Genomic DNA, 15456 nt, shown 5'->3' on the forward strand with positions numbered 1-15456 from the left:
TAGTATCTATGGTGGTGGAGGGCCAGACTCGCAGTCACTACCAGAGCCAGCCATCCGGAAACACGCTTCTTAAACAGTCTCGACCGTTAAGACGGTCCAATGAGCCAGGAACGGACCGAGGGCGATCTCCGCAATACCGGCCTCTCTCTCAAACACGACCGCGAGTGGGACTACGAACTCGACCGCATCGTCTCGGAAGTCAAAGAGCGCGGCGCGACCTCTGTCGGGCTACAGTTCCCCGAGGGGCTCAAGCGCCGCGGCCCCGCCGTCGTCGACGACCTCCGGTCGGAGCTTCCAGACGACGTGAGCGTACTGCTGTCGGGGGAACACTGCTACGGTGCCTGTGATCTGGACACCGACCTCATGCGTCGGACGGACGTGTTCGTCCACTTCGGCCACTCCCCGATGAAAGAGTCCGAGAAGATCATCTACGTTCCGCTGTTCTCGAACGTGGACGTCTTCCCCATCATGGAGCAAGCGTTCGATGAGAAACTCGATCCGCCGGGAGAAGACGAGGACGTCGGTCTCGTGACGACCGCCCAGCACATGAACAAGTTCGACGAGATGCGCGAGTGGCTCGAAGATCGGGGGTACACGGTCCACACGCGCCGGGGCGACGAGCGCCTGACTCACGAGGGGCAGGTCCTGGGCTGTAACTACGCCAGCGCGGACGTCGACGCCGACCAGATCCTGTACGTCGGCGGCGGGAAGTTCCACCCGCTGGGACTGGCGATGGAACACCCCGAGAAGACGGTCGTCATCGCCGACCCGGTGAACAACTCGCTCGATCTGGCCGACTCCGAGCAGTTCATGAAACAGCGCTACGCAGCCGTTCACAGGGCGATGGACGCCGACACGTGGGGAGTCATCTTCTCGACGAAGATCGGGCAGGGCCGCTGGGAGACGGCACAGGAAATCGTCGAGAGCAACGACGACGCCTACATGATCACGATGGACGAGGTCACGCCCGACCGACTGACGAACTTCGGGCTCGACGCCTACGTCAACACGGCCTGCCCCCGGATCACGACCGACGACGGCCCGCAGTTCAAACAGCCGATCCTCACCCCTCAGGAGTACCGGATCGCCGTCGGCGACGAGTCTCTCGAAGACCTGGAGTTCGACACGTTCCACGGCACCTGGTAATACTTCCGGCGATACGCCCGGAACGATATTCGTCGGGGTGAATGGATATTGATCGTCCACATGACGCGAAACTGGGCAGTGCGAGCCGTGTGAGACGAGACCGAACGGTTCCAGCAGTATCCCGCTGTCTCATAGTGACCCCGTCCAATCTTTCACGCGATACTGTCGGCGATACCGGCGGCACCGGGAATCCGGGGGTTCTTGCCCTGAAAGGTCCGGACAAGCAGGTAGACCCAGGTGGCAACCGCGGCCACCCAGACGGTCAAGCTCGCGAGCGCGAGGGTCATCGACAGGAAGCCGAAAGCCAGCCCACCACGATCGCTCATGAACAGCCCGCTCTGGAAGAAACTGAGAACGAACGTGGCGATAGTGTATCCACCGAAAATTACGATACTCTGGCTGGCGTGGAACCGAACGTGGTCGTTGTCGGATTCGAGGAAATAGAAGACGATCCCGGTGAGCCAGCCTAACGCGTAGGCGAGAGCCGCTGCGACGTTCTCCTCGAGGCCCGTGCTCGTGACGTGATCTGGTTCGGAGGTCGCCTCGGGTCGGACAGCCGGTGTTGAATCCATGTGTCTCACTCCCACCTCGCGCGGATCTCGTTGTGCTCCAGCAGGACCGCAATGTCATCCAGCGTGACGTCGGAATTCGCGACATAGGGGAGCCAGCCGGTCGCGGTCGCGGTGGGGACAAGGACATTCTGCCAATCGTAGTAGCCCTGCTCCTGGGTGAAATCGACCATATACGCACTCTCGCCCTCTTCGGGCGGGTCACCGACGATTTCGAAATCCCGATCTGATAAGTAATTAAACAGAACATTCTTGCGTTCGAGCTGGATTCCTGCGGCCAACACGTCGATGTGATCGTGATTCGGCGGAGCTACGTCGACATTTGCCGTCGAGTTCTCCGCAGCCACCGTCAAAATGAGCCACTGGCTCGACCCCGCCGGGGTTGGTCGTATCGAATATTCACCCTCGTACGGGTTACCCGCACCCCCGTACTCGTGGATAGTTACATCGAGGGTATCTTGTAACGAGGCTTGCATGGAGACGTCGAGTCCATCGTAATACGAGATCGCTTCGCCGAGGGAGGCCTGTGGCGGTGCGACCGCGAGTTCCCATTCGGTGAGGATGTCGGAGAACTGATCCACATCAGCGACGGCGAAGGTAATGTCACCGGTGGCCGGCGGGATAATGTCGAAGGTCTTCGTCTCCGACTGACCGGTCGGGATGTCCCAGACGACGTTCGTTCCCTGGACGCGCGTCCAGCCGGGATCTATGTTTGTTTCCCACCAGATTTCAGAACTTGTCTGGATCGGTTCGTTTCCGGCTTCCATCGTGACGTCCAGGGAGTAATCGACACCCCATTCGAGTGCTGCCGTGGACGGTTCGACAGTGACGGAGAACTCTCCTTCCCCCGCCGTGTCGGTACCGTCACTGGTTTCTCGAGTGGTTCCGGTCTCCGTTGTCTGTACATCGGAATCGTTCGAGCCGCAACCGGCGAGAAACGTTAGCCCAGCTACTGTTCCGGTTGCGACGAAGGTTCTGCGTCTCATACATTCATACTATGATTTATCAGAGAATGGTTATTTAGTAGCTACCCGCAGGGAACCATGGAGAACGGTAATCTTACTACCAACCCTACAGGTACGATAAATCGCGGCGCAGGATACACCATCTGTATCGGTCACAATGGTACTGATAGAGACTGGGCAGGTCAATAGCGTCCGTATCAGATGGGCGCTCTCTGTCTCGCACGCCAGTGTCAAATGGTATGTATTCCGTTACGTGAGGCGGTACGAACTCACACGCCGGTCCCTAGTAGAGCTGATACCGTCGGCGGTGTCACTCTGGGATTCTCCGCCCCGTCGAGCGCTGTGATTCCCGGCAGAGATTACCACAGAGCATACGACAGAATTTTCAATGCACGGCGTGTATTGGAAGTGATGGTCACGAAGAGTGCGCTCGCCCAGCAGCTGGGCGTCGTCGCCGGGTTTGACGACCCGCGAGCGCCCTTAGAGCAGTATCGCACGCCGCCGGAAGTCGCCGCCAGTCTGATCCACACGGCGGATCTACAGGGCGACATCGAGGACCGGACGGTGATCGACCTCGGCTGTGGGACGGGGATGCTCGCGCTGGCGGCCGCGTTGCGCGGTCCGCGCCGAGTCGTGGGTCTGGATCTCGATCCGGCCCCGCTGGCGACGGCCCGGGAGAACGAGCGCCGCGTCGGGACGGCCAGTTCAGTCGAGTGGATCCGTGCCGACGCCACGCGCCCGCCGCTGTCGATCGAGGACGCGACGGTCGTGATGAACCCGCCCTTCGGCGCACAGGCCGGCAACGAGCACGCCGACCGCGCGTTTCTGGAGACGACCGCCGAGATCGCCGCCGTCTCCTATTCGATCCACAACCAGGGGAGCCGCGATTTCGTCGAGTCGTTCGCCGCGGACAACGGCGGGGAAGTCACCCACGCGTTCGCGGTCGAACTCGACCTGCCCCGGCAGTTCGACTTCCACGAGGCAGAGACCGAGACGATCGACGCCGAGGCGTTCCGGATCGAGTGGATCTCCTCGGACGGCCGATCTAGCCAGTCGTCCGACTAGTCTCGCCGGGTCGGCGGCACCTTCTTGTTCGCGACCCGGACGCGCGTGCCGTCGTAACTCGCGTAGAGGTTTCTGCCCTCGCGCTCGAACCGGATCTCGCCGACGGTCGTGTTCGCCCCCGACTCGGGGAGAGTCGCGACGCCGAGCGTTTCGTTGGCGCGGTCGACCACGACCTCGAAGTCCGTGCCGGCCGGCCGTAGCGTGATCGATCGGTTCGCGATGATCGCCTCGGCTGTCGCCGGGTCGGAAGCGAACGCCAGCCGGGCCGGTTCGTCCGGTGGGTGCAGCCGCACGCGATACGTCTCGCTGCCGCCGACCACCGACCAGCCCGTACGCGTGACGCCGACCGTCTCGCGCCAGCCGACGCCGCCGACGGTGACCCGCGCGTATCCGTTCGACGCCAGGCGTGATTTCGAGGCCGCGAGTTGCCAGACGTTGCGACGCTCGCTGTAGACGATCACGCCGCTGGAATCGACCGAGGTCACCTGCTGGAGACCCGGGATGTCGACCACCGAATACAGCTGGTTCGTGACGTTCTCGGAGTAGCCGACCTGATAGTCCCGCACCTCGACGGGGTCGTTCGGTAGCTCGGTCGATTCGACCGTCTGGAGGTGGGTCACGACGCCGACGAGCGAGAGCGAGAGCACGATCATCACGAGCACGCCGGCGGCGGCCTGTCCGCGGGACGGTGCCTCCTCGGCGAGCCGCTCCGGAATCCGGGATGGCCACGGAATCGACGGACGGGACGGCCAGATCGCCGCGCCGACGACGGCCGCCGCCAGCAGGAAGACGAAGGCCACGCCGACGCCACGAAAGAGGGCGTACCGGCCGTTGCCGAGCGGGGCGTACGCCAGCCACAGCCGCTGGACCAGTCCGAACAGCACTGCCGCGAACCAGATCCGGGCCGCTCGCGGCCGCTCCTCGCGCCGTCGCCACAGGACGATCCCGAGCAATACGCCGATCAGGAAGCCGAGCAGGTGTCCGGTCACCGAGATGTCGGCGAACCAGACGTCGACGTGTCGGACGCTGGGCGAGTACGTCGCCACCGGGCTCGTGAAGGCGCTGTAGAGGTCGCGCAGCACGTCAGTCAACAGGAGGCCGACGACGGTCGTCAGCGGCCGCACGACGAGCGCGAACCCTGCGAGCGCGTAGACGACGCCGGAGAAGCCGATGATCGGCCCCGGCACGAACGCCGAGGTCGCGATCCCGACGAGGACGACCGCGCCGACGAAACCCAGCGGGCGGACGTACGGGCTCTGCCGGGACGCGTACTCGATCTGGACGCCGCGGCCCGGTCGAAAGTGGCTGTAGCCGTACTCGGCAATCGAGCCGAACACGGCGAGCGCGATGAGGTTGCCGAGGAGATGCGAGAACCCCCCGTGGCTGAATGGGGCTGTGAGAACCCCCAGCGGGTACTCGTAGGACCAGGCGACGAACGCGTAGGTGACCGGCTGGCGCGGGTCGAAGATGTCGCCGCTATATGCGCCCTGGATGATGAGGAACATCCCGAGCAGGAACGATCCAGTCAGGATCGTTCCCCAGGGGACGCCCAAAAGCAGTCGGGAACGGAGCCGACGCGTCCACCTCCCGCCTGGGTCGGCCAGCCGATAAGCGACCAGCGCGGAGAGGACGCCAACAGTCACCAGCAGGAGTTGCGTCGGCCACGGCGGCGCGTCGAGAACCGCGTCAAGCCCCGTCTGCAGGACCGTCGTCTCTCCCGGCCATCCGAACATACGCGGGACCTGGGAGTGCTGTCCGCTTATATCCCCGTGTGTCGGCACGGCGGGCGGGTAGACAGCGAGGGGCCTGCTCTATCAGAACAGGCCGACGCCGACCGCGTAGGGCCACTCGACGCTACCGAGTGCCAGAAACGCCAGCGCACCGCCCAGGAGCGCGACGTTCTTCAGGAAATTCGTCATCTCGCTCTGCTGCTGGTCCTCGGGGACCGCCCAGAAGTCGTGCATCGTCGGCGTCGCGACGAGCAGGAACACGGCAATCGCGCCCGCCGCGACGACGGGGAACGCACCGATAGCGATCCCGAGTCCGCCAGCGAGGAGCTGGAACCCCGTCGCGGGAACGAGCACTCCCGCCGCCGGGATCCCCTTCGCCTGACTGTAGCCGATCATGTCCTCGGCGTTCGTCAGGTGGTTCAGGCCCATGAACGTGAGTATGACGCCAAAGAGGACGCGAGCGAGCAGGAACGCCTCACCTGAACCTGTCAGCTCGAGGATCATCAGGCGACACCTCCCGAGGGCCGTCGGTTGACCGTCGATCCGGTTAGCAGTTGCATCGAGATAGTTGGTTTCATTGCAATACCTGGTTCGTACCCGAACCTATTTATCGATTCCCGGACATAGACGCCACCAGGTAACCACGATGTCATCGGAACTCACTGCTACGGACGAACAGCCCGGGCCGTGTCCGGTCATCAGAACGATCGAACAGATCGGCTCCGAGTGGCGACTGGTCGTCCTGCACGAGCTGCAGAACGGCGAGCGTCGGTTCAACGAACTCAAGCGGGCGACAGACGCCAGCGCGCGGACGCTCTCGCGGGTGCTCGACGACCTCCAGGAGCAAGGGTTCGTCACGCGCCGCCTCGAGGAGGACGCGCCCGTCGCCTCGTACTACCGGCTGACGGAGAAAGGTGAGTCGCTGTGTCCGGTGTTCGACGCCATCGAGTCGTGGGGCGAGGAATGGCTCGCCGATACCGGGGCCTGATCGCCCGTCGACACGTCGGATCGTGTCGGAGGTTTTTCAACGCTCGGGACCGTGAACTCCCCTGATGGGAGTACGGCCACCTGCGAACGACGACCTGAGCGAACCGGAATCGGTCGAGTTCGGGATCGCCGCGCTCGACGGAACGCTCTCGGAGGCGGACTTCTCGTTCCCGGTCGACCGGGAGACCGTCGTCGCGGAACTGGGCGATCAGTCGGTTCCGTACGACGCTGCAGGGCGCACGGTGCAACTCGCGAACGCACTCGACGAAGTCGATCGCGATCGGTTCGAGTCGAAACAAGAGTTGCTCGACGAACTCTATCCCGTCTTCGAGGACCTCCGGAGTTCGCCGCGAGGGCTGCTCAGTCAGTTGCGGTCGCTCGTCCCGTTCTGATCCGCCCCGTCGTCACGGGCGCGTTCGCCCTCGCTCGCGACCCGTTCGATGAAATGGAGCTGTTCGCGGTGGAGCGTCACGATCATGTCCGAGAGCACGCCGAAGATCAGCAGTTGCACGCCGAAGATGATCGCGAGCGTCGCCAGGACGGCGATGACCTCGTGTGAGACGTTGCGCGTGAACCACTCGACGGCGACGTACGCGCCGAGAACGATCCCGGCGAGCACTGACAGGCCGCCGATACTCCCGAAATAGAACAGCGGGTTGTTGGTTTTCGCCATGCGATAGAGCGTCAACAGGATGATCGCTCCGTCGCGGAAGGGGTTGAGGTTCGTGTCGGCTTCCTCCGGTCGTCGCAGGTACGTTATCGGGACGACCTCTGTCGGGACGTTGTGTTTGACACACTCGACCGCCATTTCCGTCTCGATCCCGAACCCGTCGGCCGTCAGTGCGAACCGTCGAACTGACTCGGTCGTAAACGCCCGGTAGCCGCTGAGGATGTCGGCGAAGTCCCGCCCGTGGACGAACCGGAACGCGCTGTTGATCAGCCGGTTGCCGACCCTGTTGAGCCGGGACATCGCGCCCGCTTCCATGTCCGCGAACCGGTCCCCGATGACGTGTTCGGCCTCACCGTCGAGGAGCGGATCGAGCATCTCCGGTGCGTCCTCCGGGCGATAGGTCGCGTCGCCGTCGACCAGCAGGACGTACGGTTGCTCGATCAGCGAGATCGCTTCCCGGACTGCCTGTCCTTTACCCGAGCCGGTCTGCTGGCGCACCTCGGCGCCGTGTTCGCGGGCGATCTCGCGCGTTCCGTCGGTTGAGCCGCCGTCCATCACGAGAATGTGTTCGAAGCCTTGCTCGCGGAACCCGCCGACGACGTCGCCGATAGCCGCCGCTTCGTTGTAGGTCGGCACCAGCACACAGACGTCGCTCCACTCGCCCATCACTCTACTGTCCGCACAGACGTGCAAAAAGGTGTGTGATCTTGGCGGGACGCCGCGATCGATCAGTCGGCCCGCGGGAAATTGTTGATCGTCTCGCTCTCGAAGCCCTCCTCGTCGAACTCGTAGTCGGCTTCGAGGAATTCGACGAGCTGGCGGGTGTCCTCCATCGCGTTCTGCAGACAGGTCGAAGCGCCCGGAGAAGGCGTGATGTTGAAGATGATGCCGTGACCGCGGATCTTGGCCTCGCCCATGTCCAGCGATTTCGCGCTGGTGTCGACGATCTGGGGCCGGACGCCGCCGTAGCCTTTCGCGCGGTCGATGTCGTCGGCCTCGACGGTCGGGACGACCTTCTGGACGTGCGGCAGGAACGCCTCCTTGCCGACCTTCGGAACGTCATAGAAGAGGTTCTTGAGCACGAACGGGAACAGCACCCGGTCGGCGAGAATGTTCGCGTAGCTCAAAAAAGCCGCCGGGCTGAACCCGAACACGTCGAGGAAATCCGGGACCGTCGAGAGGCGACCGCGCTCCAGTGCCGGCACGAACTTCGCGGTCGGACCGAATCTGGTGATGTTCGGATCGTGGACGTCGGCGTCGCCGTGGACGGCCGCGAACGGCAGGCGCTTCATCTGGAGGGTGTAGACCTTCCCGTTCAGCAGCCCCTCCTCCGAAAGGAAGAAACTCCCCGCGACCGGGAGCAGTGCCATGTCGTCGCCGTAGCCCATCTCCTTGGCGATCTGCAGGCTGTGCGAGCCTGCGGCGACGACCGTCGCGTCGGACGTGTAGGTTCCGTCGTTGGTCTCGACGGTGAATCCCTCCATCGTCTCGTCGATGTTGGTCACCTTCGTGCCGGTGTAGACGTCGACGTTGCCTTCCTCGCGGGCCTGCTCGACGAACGACTTCGATATCTCGCCGTAGTCGACGGTGTAGCCGTCGGGCGTGTGCAGCGCGAGCAGCTCGGTGTCGGGCTCGCGCCCCTCGACGACCTTCGGTTCGAGTTCGGCGATCCGCTCGCGGCCGACCGCGTCCAGCTTCGGATACAGGTCGCCGAATCCCTCCTCTTCGTACCGGTACCTGAGTTTCTCGACTTCCTCGTCGCCGACGGCAAGCACCATCTTCGAGCGCTTGCTGTGCATCTCCCGGTCCGGGTCGTGGTCTTCGAGATAGCCCGCGACCATCTCGGCACCGCGCTTGACCGATTCTGCCTTCTCCAGCGTGTAGTTCGTCTCGATGTCCCCGAAGTGCAGCGTCTGGGAGTTGTTCGTGACGTGGGAGTTGATCGCCGCGATCTCGTCCTCCTTCTCGATCAGCGCGACGCGCTCTACGTCTGTGAACTTCGAGATCGTATACAGCAGCGATGCGCCGCTGATGCCCCCGCCGACGACGATGATATCGTATTCTTGTTCCATGGTATCATCCGAAGTGACTCGGTGAGTGCCCTTCGTTAGCACAGGGGACCCGAGCACACTAAACCGCTACTATCTATGTAGTACATTGGGATTACTGAAAGCAGCCAGATTGCCTACAACTGGTCGCGCTGCAGTCGCTGTCGTCGTCGTTCGAACTCCTCGTCGGAGAGTTCGCCGCGGGCGTATCGTTCCCGTAGTGCAGCGAGTGCACCGTCCGTGCCGGATCGAGGGTCGGCTTCGGTCGAGTTGTTCGGCCGCGCGTATCCGGTGACCAGCGCGACGATCGCGCCGATGACCACGATCCACAGCAGTGGCCCGAGCCCGAACCAGCCGACGCCGCCGACGCCACCGCCCATCGCGCCGCCTCCGTGCTGGGCGGCGGCGGGCATCGTCAGCGCCGCCAGGACCGCGACCGTGCCGGCGACGGCTCCGATTGCGCGACCGGTTCGCGAGCGGAGTGCTAGCTCAGTCAATGACATCCCCCCGGACCGCCGCGGTATCGCCACTCGGAATCGTCCGTACCGTCCGTTCGGGGTTCATCGGAGTGAAGCGGGCTGTTCCCGTAACCGTCACTCGGGTAGTCGGTTCCGTTCACGGTCGATGCATTCGGGTAGTACGTCCCGTTCTCAGAGCCGTCGCCCGGGTAGTACGTTCCGTTTGCGTATGCTCCGTGATAGTGCGCAGAACCGTTTACGTATGCGCCTCCGTGATAGTACGACGCGTTTGCGGGCCGTTCGTCACCCGCTCCGTACGCCCAGCTGTGATGTGGACCGTGATGTGGGCCGTACTGGCCGCCGTATCGGGTCTCGTTCGCGTAATTTCTGTCACCCGCGTAGCTGCCGTCGGCCGGACCGTAGTGGCCGCCACCGTGTGGCCCATGATGGCCATCACGCGCCGGGGCGTAGGGGCCGACGTCGTCCGGTGCGTCGCCGCCCCAGACGTTCGTGTTCACCCAGTCTGTCCAGCCGTCCGTCGTCTCGTTCGTCCCGTGTGCGCTGACGGCCGGGACGAGCAGTGCAACACCGATCAGTGCGACCACCAGGAGCAGCCAGCGGTCGGTTCCGTCTGTCATCGTGTGATCTCCTCACCCCTTCCTATGGGGGTTACTGGGTTATCCCCGTGGGTCTAAACGAACGCTGCAAACCGTCCGAGAACGTTTATACTTCGATTAGAACGTTTTTCATTGCCAAGATCGTTCGTGGCGGCAGTTCTCCGGTGATCAGCCTTCGAGCCGATCTCCGAGGTCGTCGCCCGGATAGACTCGGTAGGTTCGGCCCTGCTTCTCCCGATAGAGCAGGCCGCGTTTTTCGAGTTCGGACACGGTCTGGCTCACCTTGCTCTTCGAGAAGTTCGATCGGTCCCGGAGTGCGATCTGGGTGATTCCCGGCGACTCGACGACCGGCTCGAGGATCCGGCGCTCGTCGTCCGGCAACAGATCCAGGACCTGGCGGGCTAACTGGTCAGTCTGGTCAGTTTCGGCCCTCGATCCCTCGTCGGCGGATCCAGCCTGCTCCGACTGGTCCGCGGTCGCGCGCTGCCCTGTCTCGTCGGACTCGTTCTCCGCTTCGGATGTGCGTGCCGCCCCTTCGGACGTGCTCGTACTACTCCCGCCCCCTGCCGTCTCGTCGATACCGGTAGTCGGTCGTCCGCCCACGTCCGCCTGCACCGTGTTGGCGGCCGGAGCAGCCGTGTCCGTGCGTCCACTGGTCTCGCCCCGCATGATCGCATAGATGCCGATCAACAGCGCGACCGCGAGTACCGTTCCGACGGCGTAGACGGTCGGGTCTGTGCCACCCATCGTGGACGATCCGTCCATCATCGAGCCACTCATGTGAGTCGTCTGGCGTTGCTGGATCGCCTGCCAGGTGAGCACGCCACCGCCGACGAGAACCGTCGCGACTGCGACCGCGACGATCCTGTCCGACGTCTGCTGGTCCATGGGCGTGGCTACACGATTGGGACTTCTAACGCTGTCGGCTCGGCACCGGCCGGAGCGACCGGAGACTCCTCTCGTAGGTCCACTCTACGTTTGTGATACCGCCGGTGGTGTCACGTCGGTTCGTTCGGCAAAAAGCTGCGTGCCCGTGTCGCCACTACTCCGCGTCGCCGGTCTCGATCGGGGCGCGGATCGTGTTGCCCCACTCCGTCCAGGAGCCGTCGTAGTTCTCGACGTCGTCGAAGCCGAGCAACTCGTGGAGCACGTACCACTCGATCGACGAGCGCTCGCCGACTCTGCAGTAGGTGATGACCGACTGGTCCTCTTCGATGCCGACCTCTTTGTACAGTGCCCGGAGCTCGTCGGGGCTCTTGAACGTGCCGTCGTCGTTCAGAACTGACGTCGTCGGGACGTTCTTCGCGCCGGGGATGTGACCGCCGCGCTGGGCAGTTTCCTGGAGCCCTTCGGGCGCGATGACTTCGCCGGTGAATTCCTCGGGCGAACGGACGTCGACCAGCGGCACGCCGGAGTCGATCGCCTGCTCGACGTCGGATCGGTACGCGCGGATGTTCTCGAACGGCCCCCGTGCGTTGTACTCCTGGGGCGTGAACTCCGGAACCTCCGTGGTTAGCGGGTAGTCGTTTTCGACCCAGTAGGTCTTCCCGCCGTCGACGATGCGAACGTCCTTGTGGCCGTAGTACTTGTACTCCCAGTAGCCGAACAGCGCGAACCAGTTCGGGACGCGCCCGCCACCGTAGAGGACGACCGTCGAGTCCTCGGTGATCCCCGCTTCACCGTTCAGCTTCTCGAAGGACTCCTTGTCCAGGATGTCCCGCGCCACCGGATCGCTGAGGTCTTCTTCCCAGTGGAAGAAGGTCGCACCCGGGATGTGCCCCTCTTCGTAGGGGGTGTACTCCGAGTCCGCGGTGACCGTCGGGTTGTTGATCTCGACGAGTCGATACTCCGGATCGTCCGCCTGGAACTCCTCGAGATGGTCTTCGACCCAATCCGCCGTAACGAGCGTATCCGCACCGTGGTCTGTCATACACGACTTCCTATGGCCGCCCTCTGCATAAACATATCATTAGTGTGTAACTTTGCCGTCGTTCGTGACGGCGCTTTCGCGGTGATACCGGCATACCGGGCCGAACGGTGCGATTTTCCCGGGAATTACCTGTCTCCTCTCGTCGCCGGTCGGGGTGAAAATCGCCGAGACTGAACTGAGTTCCGTTCTGGCGCCACCAACATATCAAAGATAGTACTGTATTTTCCGAGCCTGAGACGAAGGTCCTCTTTCAGAGCTGTTCGACGAGTGCCTCGTCTTCGGGGAGCACTCTGACCGGCGTGTTCGCGCCGGCGAACGACAGCGCCTGTTCGAGCTTCGACTCTTTTTGGGCGTGGATGGTCAGCAGCTCCGTCCCCTTCTGGATCCGCTCGCCCACCCGGCAGTCGAGACAGACGCCCGCACGGATGTCTTTTGGTGCACCGGCTCGCCTTGCGAGCTCGTTGACGCGCCGATTGTCGACGTGTGTCACCATGCCGTCGCGGTCTGCAGTGTACGCCGCAACGTGCTGTCCGGGGACGAGGTCGTCGACGCTCACGTCCGGATCGCCGCGCTGTGTGTCGACGATCTCCCGGAACTTCTCGACCGCGCGGCCGTCAGCGAGTATCTCCCTCGCCGACGCTTCGACGCCGGTCGCGTCGAGCAACATCTGTGCGAGGCGCTCGCTTTTGATTCGGAGGTCGTCCGGTCCATCACCCTCCAGAACCGCGAGCACGTCGCGCGCTTCGAGGACCGGTCCGACGCCACGCCCGACCGGTTGTTCTCCCCGCGTGATTGCACAGTCAATTTCCATCCCGAGGCCTTGACCGACCCGGTTGAAGTCCCTGGCTATCTCCCGCGCCTCGGACAGGGTCTCGACCTTCGCGCCTTCTCCGTATGGGATGTCAATGACGACGTGCGTCGACCCGGCGCTTTTCTTCTTCGACAGGACCGACGCGACGATCTGCCCCTTCGGGTCGATCGAGAGCGGCGTCTCGGCACGGATGATCTTGTCGTCCACCGGCGAGAGGTCGACCGATCCACCCCAGACCATACAGCCGTTCGTCCGGTCGACGATCTCCCGGATCTCTTCGAGCGTGAACTCCACGTCACAGAATACTTCCAGCGTGTCCGCCGTCCCGGCGGCGGAGGTCACCGCTCGCGAGGAGGTCTTCGGGATCGGTACCCCTGCGGCAGCCACGATGGCGACGACGATCGGGGTCACCCGATTGCCCGCCACGCCGCCGATCGAGTGTTTGTCCCCAATCGGGGCTTGCTCCCACTCAAGCGTCTCGCCCACGTCGACCATACACGACGTCAGGCTCTGCATCTCTTCACGTGACAGCCCGTTCGCGAACACGCCCGAGACGAAAGCGCTCAACTCGACGTCGTTCAGCCGGTCGCGTTCGATGTCCTCGACGATCGTTCGCAACTCCTCGATTTCCAGTTCCTCGCCGACGAGTTTCTCCCTGAGGTGGACGACTGATTCCGGTTTGTCCGCGACCACGACGTCGACGGGCCCGGTGACGTGGCCGAGTGGTCGCGTGACGCCGAGGACCCCTCTCGATACCAACTCGTCGGTCACCTCGACGATTCCCGTCGTCGTCCCGCCGTCGAACTGGATCCGGACCCGGTCGAGCGGATGGACGCCGATCTCGGATGCGTCAGCCGAGTTGAGCAGCACGGTCGGCGTTCGCGTTCCGATGTCGATCGGCTCTGCCGTGAGTCGCATACCGTAGATAGGTGCGGCCGGCACATCAGGTTGTGTCCTCTCGCGGGAGAGTCTTGCACGGACGACGAAACCGGAAGTGGCATTCTTTGCCGGTGACTACGACGAACGGATACGATGAAAGTCTGCGTGCCGAGCCTCGGCGAGGGGGGCCTCGACGACGACGTGTCCCAGCACTTCGGACGAGCGCCGACGTATACGGTCTACGACACCGAGACCGACACCGTCGACGTCTACGAAAACGACAGCGACCACCGCGGTGGCAGTGGATCGCCGCCACAGACGGTCGTCGAGACGGGTGCCGACGCGCTCGTCTGTAGCCACCTCGGACAGCGGGCGATCGAGAAGTTCCACGCGATGGAATTTCCCGTCTACTGTGGCGCGGACGGAACAGTCCGGGACGCGATCGAGCGTTTTCAGGACGACGGCCTCGAGCGAGCACGGCCCGGCAGCGACAATTGTGGAGGTGGCCACGGGCACGGTGACGGCGGGCACGGCCATGATTACGCCCACGAGCACGGCCATGACCACGAGAACGGGCACGACCACGACCCTGGCCACGAACACGATCACAATCACGGGCACGACCCTGGCCACGACCACGATGGCAACGATCACGGGCACGACCCTGGCCACGACCACGATGGCAACGATCACGGGCACGACCCTGGCCACGACCACGATGGCAACGATCACGGCCACGAACATACTCGTGGAGGCGGTCGATGACGCGCGTGACAATTCTCTCGGACAACGAGGTCAGCGGGTCGCGGCCGAAAGGGCTGCGGGCCGAGTGGGGCTTTGCCGCCGACGTCGGTGGACTGCTGTTCGACACCGGGCAGACTGGAATCGCCGCCGACAATGCCGGCAAGCTGGGGCTGGGTCCCTACGAGACGATCGTGTTGAGCCACGGCCATTACGATCACACGAAGGGGCTTCCGGCGTTCGTCGACGACGTCGAGGAGATCTACGTCCACCCGGACGCGTTCGAGCCGAAGTATCACGGCGAGGAGTCCATCGGCCTGCCGTACACCCCGGCGTGGCTCGAATCACACGCGGCGATCAATACGCACCGCGACCCCGTCGAAGTGGTCGACGGGATCTACGCACTCGGCGAGGTACCACGCCGTTATCCCGACAGCGCGACCGGCGAACTTCGGGAGCCTGACGGAACTGCCCGACCCGATCCGGTCCACGACGATCAGTCGATCGTCGTCGATGGCGAGGACGGCCTCGGGCTGGTCCTGGGTTGCTGTCACGCTGGACTCCGGAACACGATCGCTCACGCCGAGGACGTCTTCGATCGTCCCGTCCGGACCGTCCTCGGAGGAACCCACCTCCGATCGCCCGACCCCGATGAGCTCGATGAGGCCGTCGCCTGGGTCGGCGAACGCGTCGACCGGATCGCGCCCACACATTGCACCGGTCACGACGCCCGCCGGAAACTCGAAGCCGCGTTCGGCGAGGACTACGAGCGCGTCGGCGTCGGTTCGACGGTCGAACTATGATCGTGTTTCGAATACCAATTTGGTACTAGCAAAAGGA

17 protein-coding genes are annotated in these 15456 nt (G+C 63.7%); 6 read left to right on the forward strand and 11 right to left on the reverse strand.

Features of this window, described 5'->3' with window-relative positions:
- Nucleotides 1-99 precede the first annotated feature (99 nt).
- Nucleotides 100-1146, forward strand: a complete 1047-nt coding sequence (gene dph2 / locus OB916_RS03310; RefSeq protein ID WP_315907863.1) for a diphthamide biosynthesis enzyme Dph2 — start codon at nucleotides 100-102, stop codon at nucleotides 1144-1146.
- Between the two features lie 152 nt (nucleotides 1147-1298).
- Here the strand turns inward: dph2 and OB916_RS03315 are convergent, their stop codons facing one another.
- Together OB916_RS03315 and OB916_RS03320 are read right to left on the reverse strand one after the other, a co-directional pair.
- Nucleotides 1299-1718 (reverse strand): DUF4870 domain-containing protein, encoded by a 420-nt coding sequence (locus OB916_RS03315; RefSeq protein ID WP_315907864.1) that lies wholly within the window; start codon nucleotides 1716-1718, stop codon nucleotides 1299-1301.
- A 5-nt stretch (nucleotides 1719-1723) separates the two neighbouring features.
- On the reverse strand, nucleotides 1724-2701 hold the full coding sequence (locus OB916_RS03320; protein WP_315907865.1) for a hypothetical protein: 978 nt from the start codon (nucleotides 2699-2701) through the stop codon (nucleotides 1724-1726).
- Between the two features lie 390 nt (nucleotides 2702-3091).
- Between OB916_RS03320 and OB916_RS03325 the strand changes: the two genes are divergently transcribed.
- Nucleotides 3092-3745 carry an METTL5 family protein gene (locus OB916_RS03325; RefSeq protein ID WP_315907866.1) on the forward strand — a complete coding sequence of 218 codons (654 nt, stop codon included), beginning with the start codon at nucleotides 3092-3094 and terminating at the stop codon, nucleotides 3743-3745.
- On the opposite strand, the gene OB916_RS03330 is transcribed toward OB916_RS03325, so the two are convergent.
- Both OB916_RS03330 and OB916_RS03335 read right to left on the reverse strand, forming a co-directional pair.
- Nucleotides 3742-5478, reverse strand: a complete 1737-nt coding sequence (locus OB916_RS03330; protein WP_315907867.1) for a rhomboid family intramembrane serine protease — start codon at nucleotides 5476-5478, stop codon at nucleotides 3742-3744. The genes OB916_RS03325 and OB916_RS03330 overlap by 4 nt on opposite strands.
- An 81-nt stretch (nucleotides 5479-5559) precedes the next feature.
- Nucleotides 5560-5979 carry a DoxX family protein gene (locus OB916_RS03335; RefSeq protein ID WP_315907868.1) on the reverse strand — a complete coding sequence of 140 codons (420 nt, stop codon included), beginning with the start codon at nucleotides 5977-5979 and terminating at the stop codon, nucleotides 5560-5562.
- 142 nt (nucleotides 5980-6121) lie between these two features.
- Between OB916_RS03335 and OB916_RS03340 the strand changes: the two genes are divergently transcribed.
- Together OB916_RS03340 and OB916_RS03345 are read left to right on the forward strand one after the other, a co-directional pair.
- A complete protein-coding gene (locus tag OB916_RS03340) occupies nucleotides 6122-6463 on the forward strand; it encodes a winged helix-turn-helix transcriptional regulator (RefSeq protein WP_315907869.1) in 342 nt (113 codons plus the stop codon).
- A gap of 64 nt (nucleotides 6464-6527) precedes the next feature.
- The gene (locus OB916_RS03345) at nucleotides 6528-6854 is read left to right on the forward strand and encodes a DUF5789 family protein (protein WP_315907870.1); all 327 of its coding nucleotides are present in this window, start codon (nucleotides 6528-6530) and stop codon (nucleotides 6852-6854) included.
- Here OB916_RS03345 and aglJ read toward each other — a convergent pair.
- From aglJ to OB916_RS03380, 7 genes are all read right to left on the reverse strand, one after another.
- The gene (gene aglJ, locus OB916_RS03350; RefSeq protein WP_315907871.1) at nucleotides 6827-7798 is read right to left on the reverse strand and encodes an S-layer glycoprotein N-glycosyltransferase AglJ; all 972 of its coding nucleotides are present in this window, start codon (nucleotides 7796-7798) and stop codon (nucleotides 6827-6829) included. The two genes, OB916_RS03345 and aglJ, sit on opposite strands and share 28 nt — an antisense overlap.
- Before the next feature lie 62 nt (nucleotides 7799-7860).
- Nucleotides 7861-9204 (reverse strand): FAD-dependent oxidoreductase, encoded by a 1344-nt coding sequence (locus OB916_RS03355; protein ID WP_315907872.1) that lies wholly within the window; start codon nucleotides 9202-9204, stop codon nucleotides 7861-7863.
- Between the two features lie 113 nt (nucleotides 9205-9317).
- On the reverse strand, nucleotides 9318-9683 hold the full coding sequence (locus OB916_RS03360) for an SHOCT domain-containing protein (RefSeq protein ID WP_315907873.1): 366 nt from the start codon (nucleotides 9681-9683) through the stop codon (nucleotides 9318-9320).
- On the reverse strand, nucleotides 9674-10276 hold the full coding sequence (locus tag OB916_RS03365) for a hypothetical protein (RefSeq protein WP_315907874.1): 603 nt from the start codon (nucleotides 10274-10276) through the stop codon (nucleotides 9674-9676). The genes OB916_RS03360 and OB916_RS03365 overlap by 10 nt, the downstream gene beginning before the upstream one ends.
- A gap of 147 nt (nucleotides 10277-10423) precedes the next feature.
- Nucleotides 10424-11143, reverse strand: coding sequence for a helix-turn-helix transcriptional regulator (locus OB916_RS03370; protein WP_315907875.1), 720 nt, complete (start codon nucleotides 11141-11143; stop codon nucleotides 10424-10426).
- A 154-nt stretch (nucleotides 11144-11297) separates the two neighbouring features.
- Nucleotides 11298-12185 carry a sulfurtransferase gene (locus tag OB916_RS03375; RefSeq protein ID WP_315907876.1) on the reverse strand — a complete coding sequence of 296 codons (888 nt, stop codon included), beginning with the start codon at nucleotides 12183-12185 and terminating at the stop codon, nucleotides 11298-11300.
- A gap of 250 nt (nucleotides 12186-12435) precedes the next feature.
- On the reverse strand, nucleotides 12436-13914 hold the full coding sequence (locus OB916_RS03380; protein WP_315907877.1) for an AMP phosphorylase: 1479 nt from the start codon (nucleotides 13912-13914) through the stop codon (nucleotides 12436-12438).
- Between the two features lie 114 nt (nucleotides 13915-14028).
- Here OB916_RS03380 and OB916_RS03385 point away from each other — a divergent pair, with 114 nt between their 5' ends.
- Nucleotides 14029-14640 carry a NifB/NifX family molybdenum-iron cluster-binding protein gene (locus OB916_RS03385; protein ID WP_315907878.1) on the forward strand — a complete coding sequence of 204 codons (612 nt, stop codon included), beginning with the start codon at nucleotides 14029-14031 and terminating at the stop codon, nucleotides 14638-14640.
- Complete coding sequence (locus tag OB916_RS03390; RefSeq protein ID WP_315907879.1) at nucleotides 14637-15419, forward strand: MBL fold metallo-hydrolase; 783 nt, start codon at nucleotides 14637-14639, stop codon at nucleotides 15417-15419. Before OB916_RS03385 ends, OB916_RS03390 begins: the two co-directional genes overlap by 4 nt.
- Nucleotides 15420-15456: the final 37 nt, after the last annotated feature.

This window comes from Halapricum hydrolyticum (genome assembly GCF_025517535.1).
In the GTDB taxonomy this organism is placed as follows: Archaea; Halobacteriota; Halobacteria; order Halobacteriales; family Haloarculaceae; genus Halapricum; species Halapricum hydrolyticum.